The organism is Streptomyces huasconensis, assembly GCF_021028635.1.
GTDB classification, from domain to species: Bacteria; Actinomycetota; Actinomycetes; order Streptomycetales; family Streptomycetaceae; genus Streptomyces; species Streptomyces huasconensis.
This window is the reverse complement of sequence record NZ_CP086119.1, coordinates 604,271-625,215: the sequence shown is the minus strand read 5'-3', so window position 1 is coordinate 625,215 and position 20,945 is coordinate 604,271. Positions and strand designations below refer to the sequence as shown.

The following is a 20,945-nucleotide window of genomic DNA, read 5'->3' as shown; positions in this document are numbered from 1 at the left end:
TGATCCTGTTCTGAACGGAGGCGCAGATGCCCGACCTGGCCCGCTCTCGCTCCAGGCACGCCCGGCGTGCTTCAACAGGCCAGTTCCTCTTCGAGCCACGTGCGGCCACGCGTGCGTGCGGTGAGTCGTACCCCACCCAGGCGGGCGGCAAGACGCTCCGCCTCGACCTGCACAGCCCTTCGCGCGTCCGCTCCCACGTCCTCCAGGAACCTGCACACGGTCTCACCCCGGCTGTCCTGAGCCCACCCTCCGACGATGCGGCCGTTCCACCACAGGGACGGTCCGATGTTGCCGTTTCTGTCGAACAGGTAGGGGCCGTGATCGCCGAGGAACCAACCCCGGTTCTGCCAGCCCATCGGAGTCGAATCCAGCGCCGGCAACAGCGCTGCCCACGGCTCCGGTGGAGGAGTTTCGTCCACGTCGTCGGGCAGCAGCAGCCCGGCCACCCCGTCCAAGTCGACCTCGACAGGGCGCAGCTCCGTCAGCGCCCGCTTCGTCTGGGTCTTGGTCCACCCGGTCCACCAGCGCAGATCTTCCGCGGTGGCTGGACCGAACGTTCGCAACCAACGCCGGGCCAGTTCGGTCTGGGCGTCCTGGGTGTCCCAGTCGGCGAGCCCGCCAGGGAACCAGTCCGTCAGCGGGGCCCAGCGGTACTGGTGGGAGGTCCACGTGCCGCGGGGGCGCCCACGTACGACGTGGCCCTCGGCGGCGAGCAGCAGAAGGAGCCTGCTGGCCAGTTTCTGCCGGCCCTCGTAGCTTTTGCCGCGGGCCATCACCAGCTCCGTGCTCAGGCGTGGGTCGTCGCTCGCCAGCTCGGCCGCCGTTGCCTCGCCGCGTTCCTTGAGGGCACGCAGAGCGGCCTCCTCGGCTTCCGCCAGCCACGCCGTCACCCCGCCCGCGTCTTCGGCGACGCCGGTCTCCGCGAGCATCCCGAGGAGGAGGCGGCGTTCCCGGGCGGCCACCGCGCGGGAACACGCGGCCTGCAGGACGGGAGCGACATCGAGAGACGTCACGAAGACCGTGCGACGCATCCCCAGCAACCGGATCAACGACCGGTCCGCATAGAGCGCCCGCTCCACGTCCGCCACCCGCCCGTCCCGCATACGGGCCCAGGCACCTACGTAGACCGACGACGGGTCCGTGCCGTGCAGTGCCAGCAGAGAGCGTGCCACCTCGGTCGGATCGTCCGCCCTGGTCTCGGCTGTCAACCGATGACGAAGTGCGAGCCGTGCCCGCCGCTCGGCCACACCTATGTGTCGCACCATGCCTCCCACAAGGGCCCCCTGCTCAGGCCTCTGGTGTCGGGCTGTCCATGTGGCGCTCCCCGTACGGGCGGAACAGCCCCTCCTGGACGACCGACACCAGGAGCCGGCCTTCGGTGTCGTAGATACGGCCCCGGGCGAGACCGCGGCCCCCCGTCGCGATGGGGGACTCCTGGTCATACAGGAACCACTCGTCGGCGCGGAAGGGGCGGTGGAACCACATGGCGTGGTCGAGCGAGGCCATGTCGAAGCCCCGGGGGCCCCAAAGGGGCTCCACCGGGATACGCACGGCGTCGAGGAGCGTCATGTCGCTCGCGTAGGTGAGCGCGCAGGTGTGCACGAGCGGGTCGTCACCCAGCGGGCCGACGGCGCGCATCCAGACCGCGCTACGCGGCTCCGCGTCCTTGGTCTCCTCGGCGGTCCAGCGCAGCCGGTCCACATAGCGGATGTCGAAGGGCTGGCGCCGGGCCATGCGCTCCAGCTGCTCCGGGAGCGCGCCGAGGTGCTGCTTGATCTCCTCGGCGACCGTCGGAAGCGACTCGGGGGCGGGAGCCGTGATGCGTGGCGGCAGCTGGTGTTCGAAGGCGCCCTGCTCGGGCTGATGGAAGGAGGCGGTGAGATTGAAGATGGTGCGGCCCTGCTGGACGGCGGTGACGCGGCGCGTGGTGAAGGAGCGCCCGTCCCTGACCCGCTCCACCTGGTACACGATGGGCACGCCCGGGCGGCCCGGACGGAGGAAGTACGCATGCAGGGAGTGCACCGGGCGGTCGCCCTCGGTGGTGCGGCCCGCTGCCACCAGGGCCTGTCCGGCGACCTGCCCGCCGAACACCCGCTGGAGGGACTCCTGGGGGCTGCGGCCCCGGAAGATGTTGACCTCGATCTGCTCCAGGTCCAGCAGATCGACCAGCCGGTCGGCGGGGTTGTTCATGACAGTTCCTCGACTCCTGTCCGGGACGCGTGGCTCCTGCAGGCGGTCAGAGCTGGCCGACGTCCGTGACCCGGACGACGGCGCGGCCCTCCTCGTCGGAGGCGGCGAGATCGACCTCAGCGCTGATGCCCCAGTCATGGTCGCCGTTCGGGTCGGCGAACGTCTGCCGGACGCGCCACAGACCGTGCTCCGGGTCCTCCTCGATGCGCAACAGCTTGGGGCCACGCGCGTCGGGGCCGGTCCCAAGATCCTCGTACTCGTCCCAGTACTTGTCCATGGCCTCACCCCAGGCGTCCGCGTCCCAGCCGGATTCGCCGTCCAGTTCGCCCAGCTCCTCGATGTGATCGAGGGCGGCCAGCTCGACCCTGCGGAACAGCGCGTTGCGCACCAGGACACGGAAGGCGCGGGCGTTGGCGGTGACCGGCTTGACCTGGTCGGCCTTCTCCTGAGCCTCCTCGGCCGTCATGACCTCGGGGTTGGCCAGCTGTTCCCACTCGTCGAGGAGGCTGGAGTCGACCTGGCGGACCATCTCACCGAGCCAGGCGATCAGATCCTCCAGGTCCTCGGACTTCAGGTCGTCCGGGATGGTGTGCTCCAGCGCCTTGTACGCGCTCGCGAGGTAACGCAGCACGATGCCCTCGGTGCGGGCCAGCTCGTAGAAGGACGTGAACTCGGTGAAGGACAGAGCCCGTTCGTACATGTCACGGATGACCGACTTCGGCGAGAGCGGGTGATCGCCGACCCACGGGTGACTGGTGCGGTACGTGTTGTAGGCGTGGAAGAGCAGCTCCTCCAAGGGCTTCGGGTACGTGATGTCCTGGAGCCGCTCCATCCGCTCCTCGTACTCGACACCGTCCGCCTTCATCAGCGCCACGGCCTCGCCGCGTGCCTTGTTCTGCTGGGCCGCGAGGATCTGACGCGGGTCATCGAGGGTGGATTCGACGACGGACACCATGTCGAGGGCGTACGAGGGGGACTCGGGGTCGAGCACTTCGAAGGCGGCGAGGGCGAACGTCGACAGCGGCTGATTGAGCGCGAAGTCCTGCTGGAGGTCGACCGTCAGGCGCACGATGCGGCCGGTTGCGTCCGGCTCGTCGAGCTTCTCCACGACGCCGCCGGCGAGGAGCGAGCGGTAGATCGCGATGGCCCGGCGAATGTGCCGGAGCTGCTGCCTGCGCGGCTCGTGGTTGTCCTCAAGGAGGTGACGCATCGCCTTGAAGGCGTTGCCGGGGCGAGCGATCACGGAGAGCAACATCGTGTGCGTGACCCGGAAGCGGGACGTCAGCGGCTCGGGCTCGGAGGCGATGAGCTTCTCGAAGGTGTTCTCGGTCCAGCCGACGAAGCCCTCGGGAGCCTTCTTGCGGACCACCTTGCGACGCTTCTTCGCGTCGTCGCCCGCCTTGGCGAGCGCCTTCTCGTTCTCGATGACGTGTTCGGGTGCCTGGGCGACCACCAAGCCGGCGGTGTCGAAGCCCGCGCGCCCGGCGCGTCCGGCGATCTGATGGAACTCCCGCGCGCGCAGCGTGCGGACGCGGTTGCCGTCGTACTTGGTGAGCGCGGTGAAGAGCACGGTACGGATCGGGACATTGACGCCGACACCGAGGGTGTCCGTGCCGCAGATGACCTTGAGCAGACCCGCCTGCGCGAGCTTCTCCACCAGGCGGCGGTACTTCGGCAGCATGCCGGCGTGGTGCACGCCGATGCCGTGGCGCACGTAGCGCGAGAGGTTGCGGCCGAACTTGGTGGTGAAGCGGAAGTTGCCGATCAGCTCGGCGATCTTGTCCTTCTCCTCGCGCGTGCACATGTTGATGCTCATCAGCGACTGTGCTCGCTCGACGGCCTGGGCCTGCGTGAAGTGAACGATGTAGACCGGCGCCTGCTTGGTCTCGAGCAGCTCGGTGATCGTCTCGGTGATCGGCGTCAGGCGGTACTCATAGGAGAGCGGGACAGGGCGCGTTGCGGAACGCACCACCGAGGTGGGTCGGCCCGTGCGGCGGGTCAGGTCCTTCTCGAACATGCTGACGTCGCCGAGCGTCGCCGACATGAGGACGAACTGAGCCTGGGGCAGTTCCAGCAGGGGGATCTGCCAGGCCCAGCCGCGGTCCGGCTCGGCGTAGAAGTGGAACTCGTCCATCACGACCTGGCCGACATCGGCGTCCTTGCCGTCCCGCAGCGCGATCGAGGCGAGCACCTCGGCGGTGCAGCAGATGACGGGGGCGTCGGCGTTGACCGACGCGTCGCCCGTGAGCATGCCGACGTTCTCGGTGCCGAAGAGCTTGCAGAGGTCGAAGAACTTCTCCGAGACCAGTGCCTTGATGGGCGCCGTGTAGAAGGTCACCTTGTCCTGGGCGAGGGCCGTGAAGTGAGCGGCCGCCGCCACCAGGCTCTTGCCGGAGCCGGTGGGCGTGGACAAGATCACGTTCGCCCCGGAGACCACCTCGATCAGCGCCTCCTCCTGGGCCGGGTAGAGAGTGATCCCCTGATCCTCGGCCCACGACGAGAAGGCTTCGAAGAGGGCATCGGGGTCGGCATCCGGCGGCAGCTGATCAATAAGGGTCACACCCCCATCTTGCCTTCCTTCTCACCCGACCAGGGAACCGGAGGCCTCGACGAAGATCACGAACGCTACGCTGTGTCGCCGACGGGGCGTCAGAACGATCGAAATGGGGCGGGCGACAGCGATGATGGGACCGGCACACTCACTGTCGGGAGCGGCGGCCTGGCTCGGAGTCGGCGCGGCTGCCGCAGCCGCGGGGCACACGATGCCCTGGCCGGTCCTCCTCGTAGGAGCCCTGATCTGTGCCGGGGCGGCGCTCGCGCCCGACCTCGACCACAAGTCGGCCACCATCTCGCGCGCCTTCGGGCCGGTGTCCCGCGGATTGTGCGAGATCGTCGACAAGCTCTCGTACGCCGTCTACAAGGCGACGCGCAAGCAGGGGGACCCGCGCCGCTCGGGCGGGCACCGCACGCTCACGCACACCTGGCTGTGGGCGGTGCTGATCGGAGCGGGAGCCTCGACCCTGGCGATATCCGGCGGGCGCTGGGCGGTCCTCGCGATCCTCTTCGTCCACATGGTGCTCGCCATCGAAGGCCTGCTGTGGCGGGCCGCACGCGGATCGAGCAGCGATGTGCTGGTGTGGCTGCTCGCCGCGACGAGCGCCTGGATTCTCGCCGGGGTCCTCGACAAGCCCGGCAACGGCTCGGACTGGCTGTTCACCGCACCTGGCCAGGAGTACCTGTGGCTGGGTCTGCCGATCGTGCTCGGAGCACTGGTCCACGACCTCGGGGATGCCCTGACGGTTTCCGGGTGCCCGGTCCTGTGGCCCATTCCCATCGGGCGCAAGCGCTGGTATCCGGTCGGGCCCCCGAAGGCACTGCGGTTCCGGGCCGGCAGCTGGGTCGAGCTGAAGGTGCTGATGCCGGTGTTCATGCTCCTCGGGGGAGTGGGCGGCGCGGCCGCACTCAACGTCATCTGAGGGCCGGCCTTCGTACGAGGGAGGCACGCGCCAGTGGCGGACGCGCCCCGGTCGGGTGGTGGCCCGGGCCCCTTCCGATGGCTGCCGCGGTGTTGGGCGGCGCGTTGCTGTGCCTGAGCGGGCTCATCGGAGCGGTCTCGACCGCACCCGAGGGGCCGACGGTGATCACATCGGGGGCGGCCGCCGCCGGTCCCACCCATGCGGAGGCGTCCGCCCCTTCTCGCACATGGGCGGAGGGCCTTGCTCGGGCCAGAGCGGGCGCCCCAGCCCAGGGCAGAACGATCAGGACGACCGGACCTGGTCAGGCCCGGGTGGCTGAGCCTGGTTCCGGCGCGAGGGCGGCGAATCCGCTCACGTCGGCTCCGCTCACGCCGGGCCCGTCTATGCCAGGGCCATGGGGCTCGCCGCCCGCGGGGCGGCCCGCTCCGGTCATGCCGGAACCGCGGCGCTCATCCTCCTCGGGGCAGCCCCTACCCGTGCCAGGACCGCCACAGCGCCGCGTACGCGCCGTCGGCGGAGACCAACTCGTCATGGCTGCCGAGTTCGCTGATCCGGCCGTTCTCGACCACCGCGATGACGTCCGCGTCATGGGCGGTGTGCAGGCGGTGGGCGATCGCCACGACCGTGCGGCCGTCGAGGACGCGTGCGAGCGAGCGCTCCAAGTGTCGCGCGGCTCGGGGGTCGAGCAGCGAGGTCGCCTCGTCCAGGACCAACGTGTGCGGATCGGCGAGCACGAGACGCGCCAGCGCGATCTGCTGCGCTTGCGCGGGCGTCAGCGAGAACCCACCGGAGCCGACCTCGGTGTCCAGCCCGTCAGCGAGGCCACGCGCCCAGTCGGCCGCGTCGACCGCGCCCAGCGCCGCCCACAGCTCGGGGTCCCGCGCTCCGGTCCGCGCAAGGAGCAAGTTGTCGCGCAGGGAGCCGACGAAGACGTGGTGCTCCTGGTTGACCAGGGCTACCTGGGAGCGCACCTCCTCGGCGGGCATCGCCGACAGAGCGGCGCCGCCCAGTGTGACCTGGCCGGTACGGGGTCCGTAGATGCCGGCGAGCAGTCGGCCCAGCGTCGACTTCCCCGCGCCCGACGGGCCGACCAGGGCGACGCGCGAACCGGGCTCGACGGCGAGGGACACCTCGCGGAGTACGTCGACGCCCGCGCGGTACCCGAAGTGCACGTCGTCCGCGAGGACGCGGTGCCCCTCCGGGACGACGGAGGCATCGCCCGCGTCCGGCTCGATGTCACGCACGCCGACCAGCCGGGCCAGCGAAACCTGGGCCACTTGCAGCTCGTCATACCAGCGCAGGATGATCCCCAGCGGATCGACGAGCATCTGAGAGATGAGCACGCCCGTGGTCAGCTGTCCGACGCTGATCCAGCCCTGGAGGACGAAGACTCCGCCGATCATCAGGGTCGAACAGAGCACGGTGGTGTGGGTGAGGTTGATCGCGGGGAAGAGCACCGACCGCAGATAGAGGGTGTAACGCTCCCAGGCGGTCCACTCCTTGATGCGGCGTTCCGAGAGTTCGATGCGGCGCTCGCCGAGCCGATGGGCCTCGATGGTGCGCCCGGCGTCCACGGTCTCGGCCAGGGCCGCGGCCACGGCGGCGTATCCGGCGGCCTCCGAACGGTATGCGGCGGGCGCCCGCTTGAAGTACCAGCGGCAGCCCACGACGAGGAGCGGCACGGCGACGAGGACCGCCGGCGCCAGCGGCGGCGCGGTCACGACGAGCCCGCCGAGCAGCAGAACCACCCACACCACGCCGATCGCGAGCTGCGGCACGGCCTCGCGCATGGCGTTGGCCAGGCGATCGATGTCCGTGGTGATCCGGGACAGCAGATCACCCGTCCCGGCCCGCTCCAGGACTCCCGGCGGCAGGCCGACGGACCGAACGAGGAAGTCCTCCCGCAGGTCGGCCAGCATCCGCTCGCCGAGCATCGCACCACGCAGCCGCACCTCCCGTACGAAGAAGGCCTGCACCAGGAGTGCGAGCGCGAACAGGGCGATGGTGCGCTCCAAGTGCAGGTCCCGGGCGTCGGCCGAGACCTTCTCCACGAGGTCACCCAGGAGATAGGGACCGGCCATCGAGGCGATCACGGCGAGCGTGTTCACCGCGATGAGCAGGGCGAAGGCCTTGCGGTGGCGTCGGAACAGCTCGCGGACGTAGGCGCGCACGGTCGCGCTCGCGCCGACGGGCAGGGTCTCCGCGGTCGTGGGGGCCGCCGGGTCGTAATCCGGGGGCGCCAGGCCGATCATGCCGTCTCCTCGATGTCGAAATGCGCGGAGGCGCCGACGCCGGCGCGCTCCTCATCGGTCTCGCGGGTCACGACCGCGCGGTACCGCGGTTCGCTGTGCAGCAGTTCGCGGTGCGTGCCCACCGCAGCGACTTCGCCGTCGGAGAGGAAGACGACGTGTTCGGCGCGGTCCAGGAGCAGCGGGGACGAGGTGAGCAGCACGGTGGTGCGTCCGGTCCGAAGGCTGCGAACCCCGTCACCGATCCGGGCCTCGGTGTGCGAGTCGACGGCGGAGGTCGGCTCGTCGAGCACCAGTGCTTCGGGGTCGGTGACCAGGGAGCGGGCGAGGGCGAGGCGTTGGCGTTGCCCGCCGGAGAGGGAGCGGCCGCGTTCCGTGAGGTGGGCGGACATCGGGTCGTCGTCCACCGATGCCTGGGCCAGTGCGTCCAGGACATCCGCGCACTGCGCCGCCGCGAGTGCTTCCTCGGGGGTGACGGCTCCGGAAGCGGGTACGTCGAGGAGCGCGCGGAGTGTCCCGGAGAGAAGCACAGGGTCCTTGTCCTGGACCAGGACGGCGGCGCGAGCTTCCGACAGGGGCAGGTCATCGAGCGCCACGGCTCCAAGGCGTACGGACGGCAGGCCCGCGGCGTCCTCGAACGCGGGGTGGCCGCCGAGACGTTCGGCGAGCCGCCCTGCCTCGTCCGGGTCGCCGCAGACCACGGCGGTCAGGCGACCGGCAGGGGCGAGGAGCCCTGTCACGGGGTCGTACAGGTCACCGGTGGGACGAGCACCGCCCGTCCAGGCCTGCCCGGCAGCGCCCGCAACCGCGCTCCCCGAACCACGGCAGCCGGTCGGCCTCTCCTCCGAACCACGGACACCAGTGGTCGGCACCTCCGAGCCGCGGCCGCCGATGGGCGGCACCTTCGAATCTCGGGCTCCGCTCGGCGGGACCGCTGTATCTCGGGCTCCGGTCGGCGGGACCCCCGAGCCCTCGGTAGGCGGCTCGGACGCGGTAAGGCAGGGCAGCTCCTCGGCCTGGTCTGCCGTACGTGGGTTCGGGGTCGTACGAGAGCCCGGGGTCGCGGACCGCGGCACAGCAGCGGGCTCCACCGTCCGCTCCAGGGACAGCACCCGTGCGGCCCGCTTCGCGGAGGGACGCGAGAAGGAGTACGCCATGGCGATCTCCTCGAAGTGCCGCAGCGGATAGTTGAGCATCATCACCGCGCTGTAGACGGTGACCAGTTCGCCGACGGTGATCCGGCCCTCGCGGGCCAGGTGCACGCCGTGCCAGACGACCGCGATGAGCAGCAGTCCCGGCATCAGGACCTGGATCGCCGAGATCGCGGCCCACATCCGGGCGCTGCGTACCGCCGCCGCGCGGACCTCCTGCGAGGCGCGGCGGTAGCGGTCGAGGAAGAGTTCCTCGCCGCCGATGCCGCGCAGCACGCGCAGTCCGGCGACGGTGTCCGACGCCAGTTCGGTGGCCCGCCCCGCCTTCTCGCGCTGGAAGTCGGCCCGGCTCGTCGCGCGGGGAAGCAGGGGGAGCACGGCGAAAGCGAGCACCGGGATGCCCACGGCGACGACGACACCGAGCGCGGGCTGGTAGACGAGAAGGCCGACGCAGACCAGGACGACCGTGGAGGCCGCCGCCGCGAACCGGGACAGCGCCTCCACGAACCAACCGATCTTCTCGACGTCACCAGTGGAGACGGCGACGACTTCACCGGCCGCCACCCGCCGGGTGAGCGCGGAGCCGAGCCGGGCGGTCTTGCGCGCGAGGAGTTGTTGCACCCGGGCTGAGGCCGTCACCCAGTTGGTCACCGCTGTGCGGTGGAGCATCGTGTCGCCCAGGGCGATGGCCACCCCGAGCAGACCGATCAACGCGCCCGCGAGGGCGAGCCGACCACCGGACCGGTCGAGCACGGCCTGGACGGCGACGCCGACCGCGTACGGCAGGCCCGCGATGGAGCCGAAGTGCAGCAGGCCCCAGGCGAGGGCCTTGAGCTGCCCCCCGAGCTGGTTCCGGCCCAGCCAGAGCAGGAAGCGCGGACCTGACCGGGCGTCGGGGAGGCCGGGGTCGGAGTACGGAAGATCGTGAATCTGCATGACGTCCCAGGACTCGGTGCGGCGGCGCCGTCGGCTCCACGGACATCGGACTCGGCGCGACAGCGCATGGGTGCAGTGCACGTGCGGGTACAGGCGCGGGTGCGGATGCAGCGCAGTGCAGGTGCAAGTCAGGCGCGATCGCGGTCAAGCCGAGGGTCAGGAGGAGCGCGCGGCGATAACAAACCGTGAAAGGTTCGCCTCGGACGGTGGCACGAAGCAAACGATTTTCCGTCCCGGGGTAAAGAATCGGTCCGTCTTCGACGGTGACGCAAGGCTGGACGAGGGAAGGGTGGGCCGGGTGCGACCATGGACGGATGCGGATAGCCGGTGCGGTGCGAATGGTGGTCGCGGCAGCGGCCTGCGGTGTCCTTCTCACGTCCTGCGGGAGCGGGGCCGGGAGTTCGGCGAAGAACGACGGTGCCGACGCCGGGCACGGCAAGGGGGCGGGCGGCGCGGGGAGCGACCGTGGCCGGGCCGCCGACCTCAAGCGCATCCCGGAGGTGGGTGATCGCCTCCAGTCGAAGATCCCGAAGGACTCGCGGCAGGTTGTCGCGGTCTACGGCGAGGACGAGGACTCGGCGAAGTCGACCGTCGTCCTCTACACGAAGTCGGGGAAGGCGGACGCCACCTGGGAGAAGAACCGCAGCTGGCCCGCGCACAACGGCAAGAAGGGCTGGACGACCGACCACCACGAGAACGACAAGCGCAGCCCCGTCGGCCTCTTCACGCTCACCGATGCGGGCGGTGTCCTCGCGGACCCGGACGCCAAGCTCCCGTACACCAAGTCGGACTCCATGCAGGCCCCCCACTACTGGCCCAAGACGCACTGGCATGACTTCGACTACGTCATCGCCATCGACTACAACCGCGCCAAGGGGACCCCGCCGAACGATCCGACGCGTCCCCAGGGCCAGGCCAAGGGCGGCAGCATCTGGCTGCACATGGACCACGGCAGCGGCACGTCGGGCTGCGTGAGCCTGTCCAAGTCGGGCATGCAGCACCTGCTGCGCACGCTGGACCCGAAGCAGCACCCGGTCGTGGTGATGGGGGACAAGGCGAACCTCAAGGCGTAGACGCCGTGTCCCCTCCGGGCGCGCGCGGGGCCGCACAGCCTCACGCCGCGTAGAGGGCCCATTGCGATGATCGGCGACTGGCCATAGAAATCCCCCATGAGAAGACAGGTCATGTCCATGCTCGTGGGGGTGGCTCTCGCCGCGAGCACGCTCGTCGGCGCGGGCCAAGCCGCAGCCACGCCCCCCTCCGCACCTGCCCCCACACCCCCGCCCGAGTTCGGGACGGACTGGCACGACCCGGTGACAGCCGCGCCCCCAGTCTCGAAGCCGCGCACCAAGGCCTGCGAAGTGACCGTCGTCGAGGCGAAGTTCAAGGACTTCACGCCGTACGAGGGTCATTACGCGCCGCCCCGTGGTTGCGGCGACCGCTGGGGGAAGGTGGTGCTGCGGCTGGACGGCAAGGTGAAGGGGCGGCAGTACGACCGTCTCGGCTTCCTGCGCGTCGGCGGCGTAGAAGTGTTCCGCACGTCCACGCCGCAGCCGTCCCCCGAGGGCATCAGCTGGTCTGTGGAGAAGGATGTCACCCGTTACAGCGAGACGTTGAGCCGCGAGCAGCGGATCGAGATGCTCATCGGCAACGTCGTCAACGACACGTACACCGGAGTCATCGACGTCAAGGTCACGCTGACGTTCTACGCGCGGGAGAAGGGTGCTGACGCGCGGGAGAAGAGCGCAGTCGGGCCGGAGACGGGCACCTCTGGGCCCATCTCTGGGCGGACGACACCCGACCGTGTCCTTCCGCTTGGTGACGGCACGACGCTCACCACGCCGCGCAACAGCGAACGCATCGTCGCAGAGGTCTACGCCACCGGCTCCGGAGGCGGCTGCGAAGAGTACTGGTACATGACGGTTCCCGACGCGGTGCCCTACTCCTGCAAGGCGGACAACGGCCCCTACCGCGAGGTGCAGGTGAAGGTGGACGGCCAACTGGCGGGCATCGCCGCGCCGTACCCGACCGTATGGACCGGCGGCTGGTCCAACCCCTTCCTGTGGTATGTGATCCCGGGCCCGCGAGCCTTCGACGTCAAGCCCATCGAGTACGACCTGACGCCCTTCGCGGGCATCCTCAACGACGGCCGCCCGCATGACGTGGAGGTCTCCGTCGTCGGGGTCCCGAAGGCGCAGACGGGCTGGAGCACTCCGGTCAACGTCCTGGTCTGGCAGGACGAGAAGAGCGAGCGCGTCACGGGCAAGCTGACCCGGCACACGGAGGGCGCCCTCTCGAACAAGTCGAGGCACAGGCCGGGTTCAGGACAGACCCCGCACCGGCTCGACACCAAGGGCGGCCACCGCTTGAGCGTCTCCGGGCATGTGAACACCTCGCACGGCCGTGTGACCACGACCGTGACGCGCAGCCTCGCCAACACATCCATGCACCGATGGACCGAGGGGGAGACGGTGGACGCGCTCGAAGCTACCTGGAACGACCGCGAGACGGTCACGACCGGTGGCCGGTCGGTGCGCACCGACCGGACGTACACGATGGACGGCACCACGACGCTCGGCGCCGATGACCGACTGCGCACCGAGATCTCCCTCGACGACCGTGCCGAGAGCGTCACGACCCACGGCGGCCGACGGGTCGGAGGGACGCTGATCGACGACCGGTACGACGGGGACGCCTCCTACCTCACCAACGTCCCGCGCGAGGAACGGCACGCGGTGGGCACCTCGCGTGAGCGCCACCGGCAGTTCGGCGGCGGTGGCTGTCACGACCGCACCTTGGCCACCGTCCAGGGGACTTTGACGGAGGACCGGCTGCGCTGCTGAGGTTCGCAAGCGGGGGGCGGTTCGGAGCGAGATCCTAGGCTGGTGGTGACCTGAGCGCCCTCGCCCGAACCCGCCCCCTCCCGTCCCCCCGGCTGTCCGCTACGCCTCCGGCTTCGGTGAGTCCATCCCCGGACGCGCCTTCTTCCACAGTCCGCGCGTGAAGTCGGGGATCGCTTGCGGCGCGCCCTTCGCCTTGATCGAGAGGTGGCTCAGCGGCACGGGCGCCGTCCATGTCGCGGCGTCGTACACGTCGAAGTCCGGGACGAGGCCGAGCTGCATGGTCTGCATCAGGCGGAAGATCATGATGTAGTCCATGCCGCCGTGGCCGCCCGGCGGGTTGGCGTGTTCCTTCCAGAGCCAGTGGTCGAAGTCGGCGTACTTGGAGAAGTCGGCCCACTTGTCGTCCGTGTGGTCCGGCTCGATGTAGATGCGCGGCGGGTAGTCCTCGAAGACACCTTTCGTGCCGCCGAGGCTGTTGATGCGGCTATAGGGGTGCGGTGTGGAGACATCGTGCTCCAAGCGAATCACCCGCCCCTTCGCCGTCTGTACGAGGCTGATGGTGCGGTCGCTCTCGATGTACGTCTCCTTCCAGCTCGGGTCCCCGGGTGGCATGTGCGCCCTGCGGTACTCGGCCAGGCCCAGGGCGGGCGTGCCGAAGCTGGATATGTGCGTGACGCGGTCACCGCGGTTGACGTCCATGTAGTTGGCGACCGGACCGAAGCCGTGGTTGGGGTAGAGGTCACCGCGCAGGCGCGTGTGCCACAGGCGGCGCCACGGGCCCTCGTAGTAGTCGGGGTCGAACATCAGGCCGCGCAGGTCGTGGTTGTAGGCGCCGGCGCCGTGCAGCAGCTCGCCGAACTTGCCCGCGTGCGCCATGCGCAGGACACGCATCTCGTTCTTGCCGTAACAGCAGTTCTCCAGCTGCATGCAGTGCCGACGGGCCTGCTCCGAGAGGTCGACCAGCTCCCACAGCTCGTCCAGACGCATGGCGAGGGGACACTCCACACCCACGTGCTTTCCGTTCAGCATCGCCGCCTTGCAGATGGCGAAGTGGGAGTCCCAGGGTGTCGCCACGTACACGAAGTCGATGTCCCCGCGCTTGCACAGGTTCTCGTAGTCGTCCTCGCCCTTGGTGTACGTCGCCGGGGCCGGCTGGCCCGCGGCGGTGACTTTCTTCGCCGCCGCCGCGGTCTTCTCCTTGACCGGGTCGCAGAGCGCCACGACGCGCACGCCCGGTATCGCGAGGAACAGGTCGATCATGGAGCCGCCGCGGTTGCCGAGGCCGACGATCCCGACCCGCACCGTGGAGCGGCGCTGGAACGGCACACCGATCATCGTCCGGCCCTTGCGGGCGGGCGCCTGGGCGGTCGTGTCCGCGGCCTCGGCGGGTGCGGTGCCCGGGGCGTCGGCGTGCGCCGTGCCGCTCGCGAAGGCGCCGAGCCCGAGCCCCGCCCCGGCGAGCCCCGCCGTGCGCAGCACCGTACGGCGTGAACGGCCGTCTCCCGGCGAGCCGGTGGCGCCTTCGTCAGGGGTGATGCCGTCAGGGGTGACGCCGTCAGGAGTCGGTGTCGCGTTCTCGTCGTGCATCGGACCTCCGTAGCTGTATGTCGGGTGGTCTCTACCACTGGGGCGGAAGCCACCCTGATGGGGCTACGGCGGGGATGCAAGAGGCTGAGGTGGTCGGGGACTTGGATTTCCTTGCGGCCACGGAGGGTGGGCGGCGGAGCTGAACGGGGGGCGCTTTCAGAGGCCTTGGGGCGGCGGCTCCGCAGGGCGCGTCGCGCGTTCCAGTTCGAGGAGGACGGAGTAGTAGCCGCGGCCCGTCGCATGGTCCATGCCGACCTCGCACATGCGGTTCGCGGAAAGGTGGGCGTCGTAGGGGCGGGCGGTGACCTCCGCCGCTTCCTTGCGGGTGGCCGACTCGGTGAGTTCCTTGTGCAGCATGCCGCGGTCTCCCGCGAACGCGCAGCACCCGGCGTCGTCCGGTACGACCACTTCGTCCGCGCAGGCCTCCGCGACCGTACGCAAGTGGGCCTCGTCGCCCAGATGCCGCATCGAACACGTGGGGTGCAGGACGGCGGAGCCGACTGTGCGGTGCACCGTCAGGTGGGGCAGTAGCTCGTCGGCGGCCCAGACGATCGAGTCGACGACGGTCAGTTCGCGGTGCAGCGCGCGGTTGTCGGCCGTCAGATACGGCACCACCTCGTGCGCGATGCCGAGGGTGCAGGAAGAGGCGTCGACGACCAGTGGCAGCCGGCCGCCCGCGGTCCAGCCCCAGGCCGCCTCGACGATGCGGTTGGCCATGAGGGTGGTGCCCGCGGCGTACCCCTTGGAGTGCCAGATCGTCGCGCAACACGTACCCGCGACATCGTTCGGAATCCAAACCGGCTTGCCCGCGCGCGTGGACACGGCGACGACGGCCTCGGCAAGGGAGCGGTCGCCCGGGCTGCCGAAGATGCGGTTGACACATGCCGGGTAGTAGACGGCCGAGGCGCCCACGCGCGCGGTGCGCGGCAGTCGGCGGGCCGCCGCGCCGGGGATCTGCGGCAGCCACTCTGGCACGAGGTCGGATCGCACGGCCTTGCGAGCCGTGCGGGTCACCGCGGTGAGCAGCCGGTCGCTGATCCTGTCGGCAGCGGCCACCGCGAGCCGCGCGGACGTCTCGACGACCTTGAAGTTCTTGGCGGCGAGCGCGGCCATCCTCTCCTCGCGAGGCGAGTGCCGCGCGTGCCGGAAGTTCTTCATCAGGGCGCCCGTGTCGATGCCGACGGGGCACGCCAGTTTGCAGGTCGAGTCACCCGCGCAGGTGTCCACGGCGTCGTAGCCGTACGCCTCGACGAGGCCGTCCTCGACGGGGGAGCCGGGGGTCTGGCGCACCATCTCGCGGCGCAGCACGATGCGCTGACGTGGTGTGGTGGTCACGTCCTCGCTGGGGCAGGTCGGTTCGCAGAAGCCGCACTCGATGCAGGGGTCCGCGATCAGCTCCACCTGGGGGATGGTCTTCAGGCCTCGCAGGTGGGCCTTCGCATCGCGGTCGAGCACGACGCGCGGTGCCAGCACCCCGTCCGGGTCGATGACCTGCTTGGTGCGCCACATCAACTCGGTGGCCCTGGGGCCCCATTCCAGCTCCAGGAAGGGCGCGATGTTGCGGCCCGTGGCGTGCTCGGCTTTGAGGGAGCCGTCGAACCGTTCCACGGTGAGACGGCAGAACGCGTCCATGAACGCGGCGTACCGCTCCACGTCCGCCGGGAGCGACGCGTCGAAGGCGAGCAGGAAGTGCAGATTGCCGTGCGCCGCGTGACCCGCCACGGCGGCGTCGAAGCCGTGTCGCGTCTGGAGGTCCAGCAGGGCCTCACAGGCCTCGGCGAGCCGGCCAGGGGGCACCGCGAAATCCTCGGTGATCAGTGTCGTCCCTGGGGGGCGGGAGCCGCCCACGGCTGTGACGAACGCCTTGCGCGCCTTCCAGTGGCCACCGATCGTCTTCGCGTCGCGGGTGAACGTGTTCGTCACCGAAGGCACCGGCGCCACCAGCTCCAGCCCCTCCAGGACCTTGGCCGCGGCGGTCTCGTACGCCTCCTGTGTGGCCCAGTCCGGTGCACGGAACTCCACCAGGAGCGCGGTCGTCGACTTCGGGAGCGCGGCCCAGTCGGCGGGCACCCCTTGCACGCTGACCGAGGCGCGCAGGGTATTGCCGTCCATCAGCTCGACGGCGAGCGCGCCCGCGGCGTTGAAGAGCGGCACCGCCGCGGCGGCCGCGGGCAGCGAGGGGAAGAAGAGCAGAGCCGTACTGGTGTGCCGGTCCAGCGGCAGCGTGTCGAAGACGACCTCCGCGATGAAGCCGAAGGTGCCCTCGGAGCCGACCATCAGGCCACGCAGGATCTGAACGGGCGTCGCACCGTCGAGGAAGGCGTCGAGACGATAGCCATTGGTGTTCTTGATCTGGTGCTTGGCGCGGATGCGGGCCACCAGGTCGGCGTCCGCCTCGATCTCCCGCTTGATCGCCAGGAGCCCCGCGCACAGGGCGGGCTCCGCGCGCGCCAGCCGGTCGTCGGCGTCCGGCTCCGCGGTGTCCACGACCGTGCCGGAGGGCAGCACGAAGGTCAGCGAGGCAAGCGTGCGGTAGGAATTGCGGGTCGTACCCGCCGTCATGCCCGAGGCGTTGTTCGCGACGACGCCGCCGACCGTGCAGGCGACCGCGCTCGCCGGGTCGGGACCGAGCACCCGGCCGAACCGGGCGAGTGCGGTGTTGGCGCGCACGACAGTGGTGCCGGGCCCGATGCGCGCCCGCTCACCCTGGCCGAGCACCTCGACGCCCGCCCAGTGCCTGCGCACGTCGACCAGGATGTCCTCGCCCTGCGCCTGGCCGTTCAGCGAGGTGCCGGCGGCGCGGAAGACGACCTCGCGGCTCTTGCCGTGCGCGTACGACAGGACGGCCGAGACGTCGTCGATGTCCTCGGGGACCACCACGACCTGCGGCAGGAAGCGGTAGGGGCTCGCGTCCGAGGCGTACCGCACCAGGTCGGAGACCTTGGTCAGGACCTTGTCCGCCCCGAGCAGCGCGATCAGGTCCGACTTCAGCGGCTCCGGGGTACCCGCGGCCCGGCCGTCCGGGACACGGTCGGGGGCGGGCCCTTCAGCGCGCCTGGTGGGACGCAGGGCTTCCGGGTCGGGCTCCAGCAGGGGCATGGGCTCTCCTCGGCGGTGGCGGCGGCGTACCCGGCGACGGTGCCCGCGGTGCGCCCGGTGGTCAGCAGCGGCGGCGGCCCTCCTGAGCGTCCCGCACATCGAACAGAGCGTTCAACAGACCGCCCAGTTGCGCGCGCTGCTCGGTGTCCAAGGGGGCCAGGATGTCCTCCGCGGCCGCCCGGCGCGCGCCGCGCAGCTCGCCGAGGGTCTTCAGCCCCGCGTCGGTGAGCTGGATGCGGATCACCCGGCGGTTGGTCGGGTCAGGAACACGGCGTACGAGATCACCGGCCTCCAAGGCGTCGACCAGCGTCGTCACGGCGCGCGGGACCACTTCGAGACGGTCGGCGAGGTCGGCCATGCGGGGCGGCGTCTCGCAGTGCGCGAGGGTGCGCAGCAGGCGCGACTGGGCGGGGGTGATGCCGATCGGTACCAGATGGCGCTTCTGAATCCGCTGCAGCCTGCGGGTCAGCCGCAGCAGCTGTTCGGCGAGCAGGCCGTCGGGGTCCGGGGTGTTCATGCGGGAACATTATCAGGACCTTGTGCATTGTGAGTATAGGTAACAGTGAGCTATGCTCCCTGAGTCATCATCACCAGAAAAGCCTGCGGGTCTCTCCGGGCCCGACAGGCCCGACGGACCGGGCGGCCTCGGCGACCCCGGCAGGCTCGGCCAGCCCCGTAGGCCCCGTACGTCCGTAGGTCCTCTAGATCCCGTAGGAGCCCATGCGTCACGACGAACCCACCTGGACACCCCCGGCCCCGGAGCCGGGTGAGGAGCCGCAACCGCGGCAGATGCGCCGCATCCTGCGGCTCTTCCGCCCTTACCGAGGCCGCCTCGCGATCGTGGGACTACTGGTCTGCGCCGCGTCCCTGGTCTCGGTCGCGACGCCCTTCCTGTTGAAGGAGATCCTCGACACCGCGATCCCGCAAGGGCGCACCGGTCTGCTGAGTCTGCTCGCGCTCGGCATGATCCTCAGCGCGGTGGTCACGAGTGTCTTCGGCGTCCTCCAGACCCTGATCAGCACCTCCGTGGGACAGCGCGTCATGCACGACCTGCGCACGGCTGTCTACGGCCGGCTGCAGAGCATGTCCCTGGCCTTCTTCACCCGCACCCGCACGGGCGAGGTCCAGTCCCGCATCGCCAATGACATCGGCGGCATGCAGGCGACCGTCACCTCCACCGCGACCTCCCTCGTCTCGAACCTCACGAGCGTGATCGCGACGGTCGTCGCCATGCTCGCCCTCGACTGGCGCCTGACCGTCGTCTCCCTGCTGCTGCTCCCGGTGTTCGTGTGGATCAGCCGCCGGGTCGGCCGCGAGCGCAAGAAGATCGCCACCCAGCGCCAGAAACAGATGGCCGCGATGGCCGCGACCGTCACGGAGTCGCTCTCCGTGAGCGGCATCGTCCTCGGCCGCACCATGGGCCGCGCCGACTCCCTCACCCGGTCCTTCGCGGACGAGTCCGAGCGGCTGGTCGACCTGGAGATCCGGTCGAACATGGCGGGCCGCTGGCGGATGGCCGTCATCTCGATCGTGATGGCCGCCATGCCCGCCGTCATCTACTGGAGTGCGGGCCTTGCCTTCCAAATGGGCGGCCCCACCGTCTCCATCGGCACGCTCGTCGCCTTCGTCTCCCTCCAGCAGGGCCTCTTCCGACCGACCGTGAGCCTGCTCTCGACCGGCGTGCAGATCCAGACCTCGCTCGCGCTCTTCCAGCGCATCTTCGAGTACCTCGATCTGACGGTCGACATCACCGAGCCCGAGAAGCCGGTGCGCCTCGACTCGATCAAGGGAGAGATCCGCTTCGAGGACGTCGAGTTCCGCTACGACGAGAAGGCGGCACCCACACTCCAGGGCATCGACATCGCGATACCAGCCGGTGGCAGCCTGGCCGTCGTCGGACCCACCGGTTCCGGCAAGTCGACCCTGAGCCACCTCGTCCCCCGGCTGTACGACGTCACGGGCGGCCGCGTCACCCTCGACGGCGTCGACGTGCGTGACCTGGACTTCGACACCCTCGCGCGCGCCATCGGCGTGGTCTCGCAGGAGACGTACCTCTTCCATGCCTCGGTCGCCGAGAACCTCCGCTTCGCCAAGCCCGACGCCACCGACGAGGAACTCGTGGCCGCGGCCCGCGCCGCCCAGATCCACGACCACATCGCCTCCCTGCCCGAGGGGTACGACACCGTGGTCGGCGAGCGCGGCCACCGTTTCTCCGGAGGCGAGAAGCAGCGCCTCGCCATCGCCCGCACGATCCTGCGCGACCCGCCGGTCCTCATCCTCGACGAGGCGACCAGCGCCCTGGACACCCGTACCGAGCGGGCCGTGCAGGAAGCCATCGACGCCCTGTCCACCGACCGGACCACCCTCACCATCGCCCACCGGCTCTCCACCGTCCGCGGAGCCGACCAGATCGTGGTCCTGGACGCCGGGCGCGTCGCCGAGCGCGGCACACACGAGGAACTCATGGCGCGCGACGGGCGGTACGCCGCTCTCGTCCGCAGAGACGCCCAACTGGAGCCGACGCCATGAGGATATACCGGGAATAACCGTATTTACGGGTTAACGTGCCCCCATGCAGACCAAGATTCCGCGACGGGGCAGGATTCGACTGACGCGGCGGGGCCGGATCGCCCTGATCGCGACCGGAGCTCTCGTGGCGGCCGCCGCCGTGACGGTGCCGCTGCTGCTCCCGGACGACGATGCGCGCCCCGAGTCCTTGACGATCCCCGAGGGGTGGCGCTCGGGTCAGGTGTACGCAGCCGTGGACAAGGCCCTGAAGGTGCCCGCGGGCACCACGAAGAAGGCCCTGCCCAAGGCTGATCTGCAGCTTCCCGGAGACGCCGGGGGCAATCCCGAGGGGTATCTCTTCCCGGCGACCTACCCGATCAGCTCCGAGTCGACCCCGGCATCGGTCCTGTCGTACATGGTGGAGACGGCGAACAAGAAGTTCAGCAACAGCCGTGTGACGGCGGGTGCCGACCGCAACGCCGTCAGCGTCTACCAGACCGTCACCATCGCAAGCATGATCGAGGCGGAGGTCGACTCCAAGGCGGACATGGGCAAGGTGGCCCGAGTCATCTACAACCGCCTCGACAAGGGCATGCCGCTGCAGATGGACTCGACCATCAATTACGCCCTCAACCGCTCCACGCTGACCACCAGCGAGCGGGACACGAAGATCAACAGCCCTTACAACACCTATGCGCGCATGGGCCTGCCGCCCACGCCGATCAGCAACCCGGGTGAAGAGGCGATGCGGGCGGCGACCAGCCCGACTCCTGGGGACTGGCTGTACTTCGTGACGGTGAAGCCGGGTGACACTCGCTTCACGGCGAACTTCGAGGAGCACCAGAGGAACGTGGCGGAGTTCAACAAGAAGGCGTAGCGGCTGTCCGCGGCGAGGTGAGGCGTGGT

13 protein-coding genes are annotated in these 20,945 nt (G+C 70.0%); 5 read left to right on the top strand and 8 right to left on the bottom strand.

Annotated features, from left to right (window positions below):
- Positions 1 to 71 precede the first annotated feature (71 nt).
- From J2N69_RS02705 to J2N69_RS02695, 3 genes are read right to left on the bottom strand one after another with little or no spacing between them, the layout of a single operon-like run.
- Positions 72 to 1,265, bottom strand: a complete 1,194-nt coding sequence (locus J2N69_RS02705; protein ID WP_230899269.1) for a winged helix DNA-binding domain-containing protein — start codon at positions 1,263 to 1,265, stop codon at positions 72 to 74.
- Between the two features lie 22 nt (positions 1,266 to 1,287).
- Complete coding sequence (locus J2N69_RS02700) at positions 1,288 to 2,190, bottom strand: acyl-CoA thioesterase (protein WP_230899268.1); 903 nt, start codon at positions 2,188 to 2,190, stop codon at positions 1,288 to 1,290.
- A 46-nt stretch (positions 2,191 to 2,236) separates the two neighbouring features.
- On the bottom strand, positions 2,237 to 4,750 hold the full coding sequence (locus tag J2N69_RS02695) for a DEAD/DEAH box helicase (RefSeq protein WP_230899267.1): 2,514 nt from the start codon (positions 4,748 to 4,750) through the stop codon (positions 2,237 to 2,239).
- 121 nt (positions 4,751 to 4,871) lie between these two features.
- Between J2N69_RS02695 and J2N69_RS02690 the strand changes: the two genes are divergently transcribed.
- On the top strand, positions 4,872 to 5,666 hold the full coding sequence (locus tag J2N69_RS02690; protein WP_127908840.1) for a metal-dependent hydrolase: 795 nt from the start codon (positions 4,872 to 4,874) through the stop codon (positions 5,664 to 5,666).
- Between the two features lie 470 nt (positions 5,667 to 6,136).
- Here J2N69_RS02690 and J2N69_RS02685 read toward each other — a convergent pair whose 3' ends face one another.
- Complete coding sequence (locus J2N69_RS02685) at positions 6,137 to 7,918, bottom strand: ABC transporter ATP-binding protein (RefSeq protein ID WP_230899266.1); 1,782 nt, start codon at positions 7,916 to 7,918, stop codon at positions 6,137 to 6,139.
- The gene (locus J2N69_RS02680; protein ID WP_230899265.1) at positions 7,915 to 10,002 is read right to left on the bottom strand and encodes an ABC transporter transmembrane domain-containing protein; all 2,088 of its coding nucleotides are present in this window, start codon (positions 10,000 to 10,002) and stop codon (positions 7,915 to 7,917) included. Before J2N69_RS02680 ends, J2N69_RS02685 begins: the two co-directional genes overlap by 4 nt.
- Before the next feature lie 314 nt (positions 10,003 to 10,316).
- Here J2N69_RS02680 and J2N69_RS02675 point away from each other — a divergent pair, with 314 nt between their 5' ends.
- Together J2N69_RS02675 and J2N69_RS02670 are read left to right on the top strand one after the other, a co-directional pair.
- Complete coding sequence (locus J2N69_RS02675) at positions 10,317 to 11,075, top strand: L,D-transpeptidase family protein (RefSeq protein ID WP_408056665.1); 759 nt, start codon at positions 10,317 to 10,319, stop codon at positions 11,073 to 11,075.
- Positions 11,076 to 11,171: 96 nt separating this feature from the next.
- Positions 11,172 to 12,845 carry a peptide-N4-asparagine amidase gene (locus tag J2N69_RS02670; RefSeq protein WP_230899264.1) on the top strand — a complete coding sequence of 558 codons (1,674 nt, stop codon included), beginning with the start codon at positions 11,172 to 11,174 and terminating at the stop codon, positions 12,843 to 12,845.
- A gap of 99 nt (positions 12,846 to 12,944) precedes the next feature.
- Here the strand turns inward: J2N69_RS02670 and J2N69_RS02665 are convergent, their stop codons facing one another.
- The 3 genes from J2N69_RS02665 to J2N69_RS02655 form a co-directional block, all read right to left on the bottom strand.
- Complete coding sequence (locus J2N69_RS02665) at positions 12,945 to 14,432, bottom strand: Gfo/Idh/MocA family protein (RefSeq protein ID WP_230899263.1); 1,488 nt, start codon at positions 14,430 to 14,432, stop codon at positions 12,945 to 12,947.
- Between the two features lie 156 nt (positions 14,433 to 14,588).
- Positions 14,589 to 17,531, bottom strand: coding sequence for an FAD-binding and (Fe-S)-binding domain-containing protein (locus J2N69_RS02660; RefSeq protein WP_230899262.1), 2,943 nt, complete (start codon positions 17,529 to 17,531; stop codon positions 14,589 to 14,591).
- Positions 17,532 to 17,592: 61 nt separating this feature from the next.
- The gene (locus J2N69_RS02655; RefSeq protein ID WP_230899261.1) at positions 17,593 to 18,048 is read right to left on the bottom strand and encodes a MarR family winged helix-turn-helix transcriptional regulator; all 456 of its coding nucleotides are present in this window, start codon (positions 18,046 to 18,048) and stop codon (positions 17,593 to 17,595) included.
- A gap of 203 nt (positions 18,049 to 18,251) precedes the next feature.
- Between J2N69_RS02655 and J2N69_RS02650 the strand changes: the two genes are divergently transcribed.
- Both J2N69_RS02650 and mltG read left to right on the top strand, forming a co-directional pair.
- Positions 18,252 to 20,060: an ABC transporter ATP-binding protein gene (locus tag J2N69_RS02650; RefSeq protein ID WP_408056664.1), complete on the top strand. Its 1,809-nt coding sequence runs from the start codon at positions 18,252 to 18,254 to the stop codon at positions 20,058 to 20,060.
- Positions 20,061 to 20,103: 43 nt separating this feature from the next.
- Positions 20,104 to 20,916, top strand: a complete 813-nt coding sequence (gene mltG / locus J2N69_RS02645; protein ID WP_230899260.1) for an endolytic transglycosylase MltG — start codon at positions 20,104 to 20,106, stop codon at positions 20,914 to 20,916.
- The last annotated feature ends 29 nt before the right edge of the window (positions 20,917 to 20,945 follow it).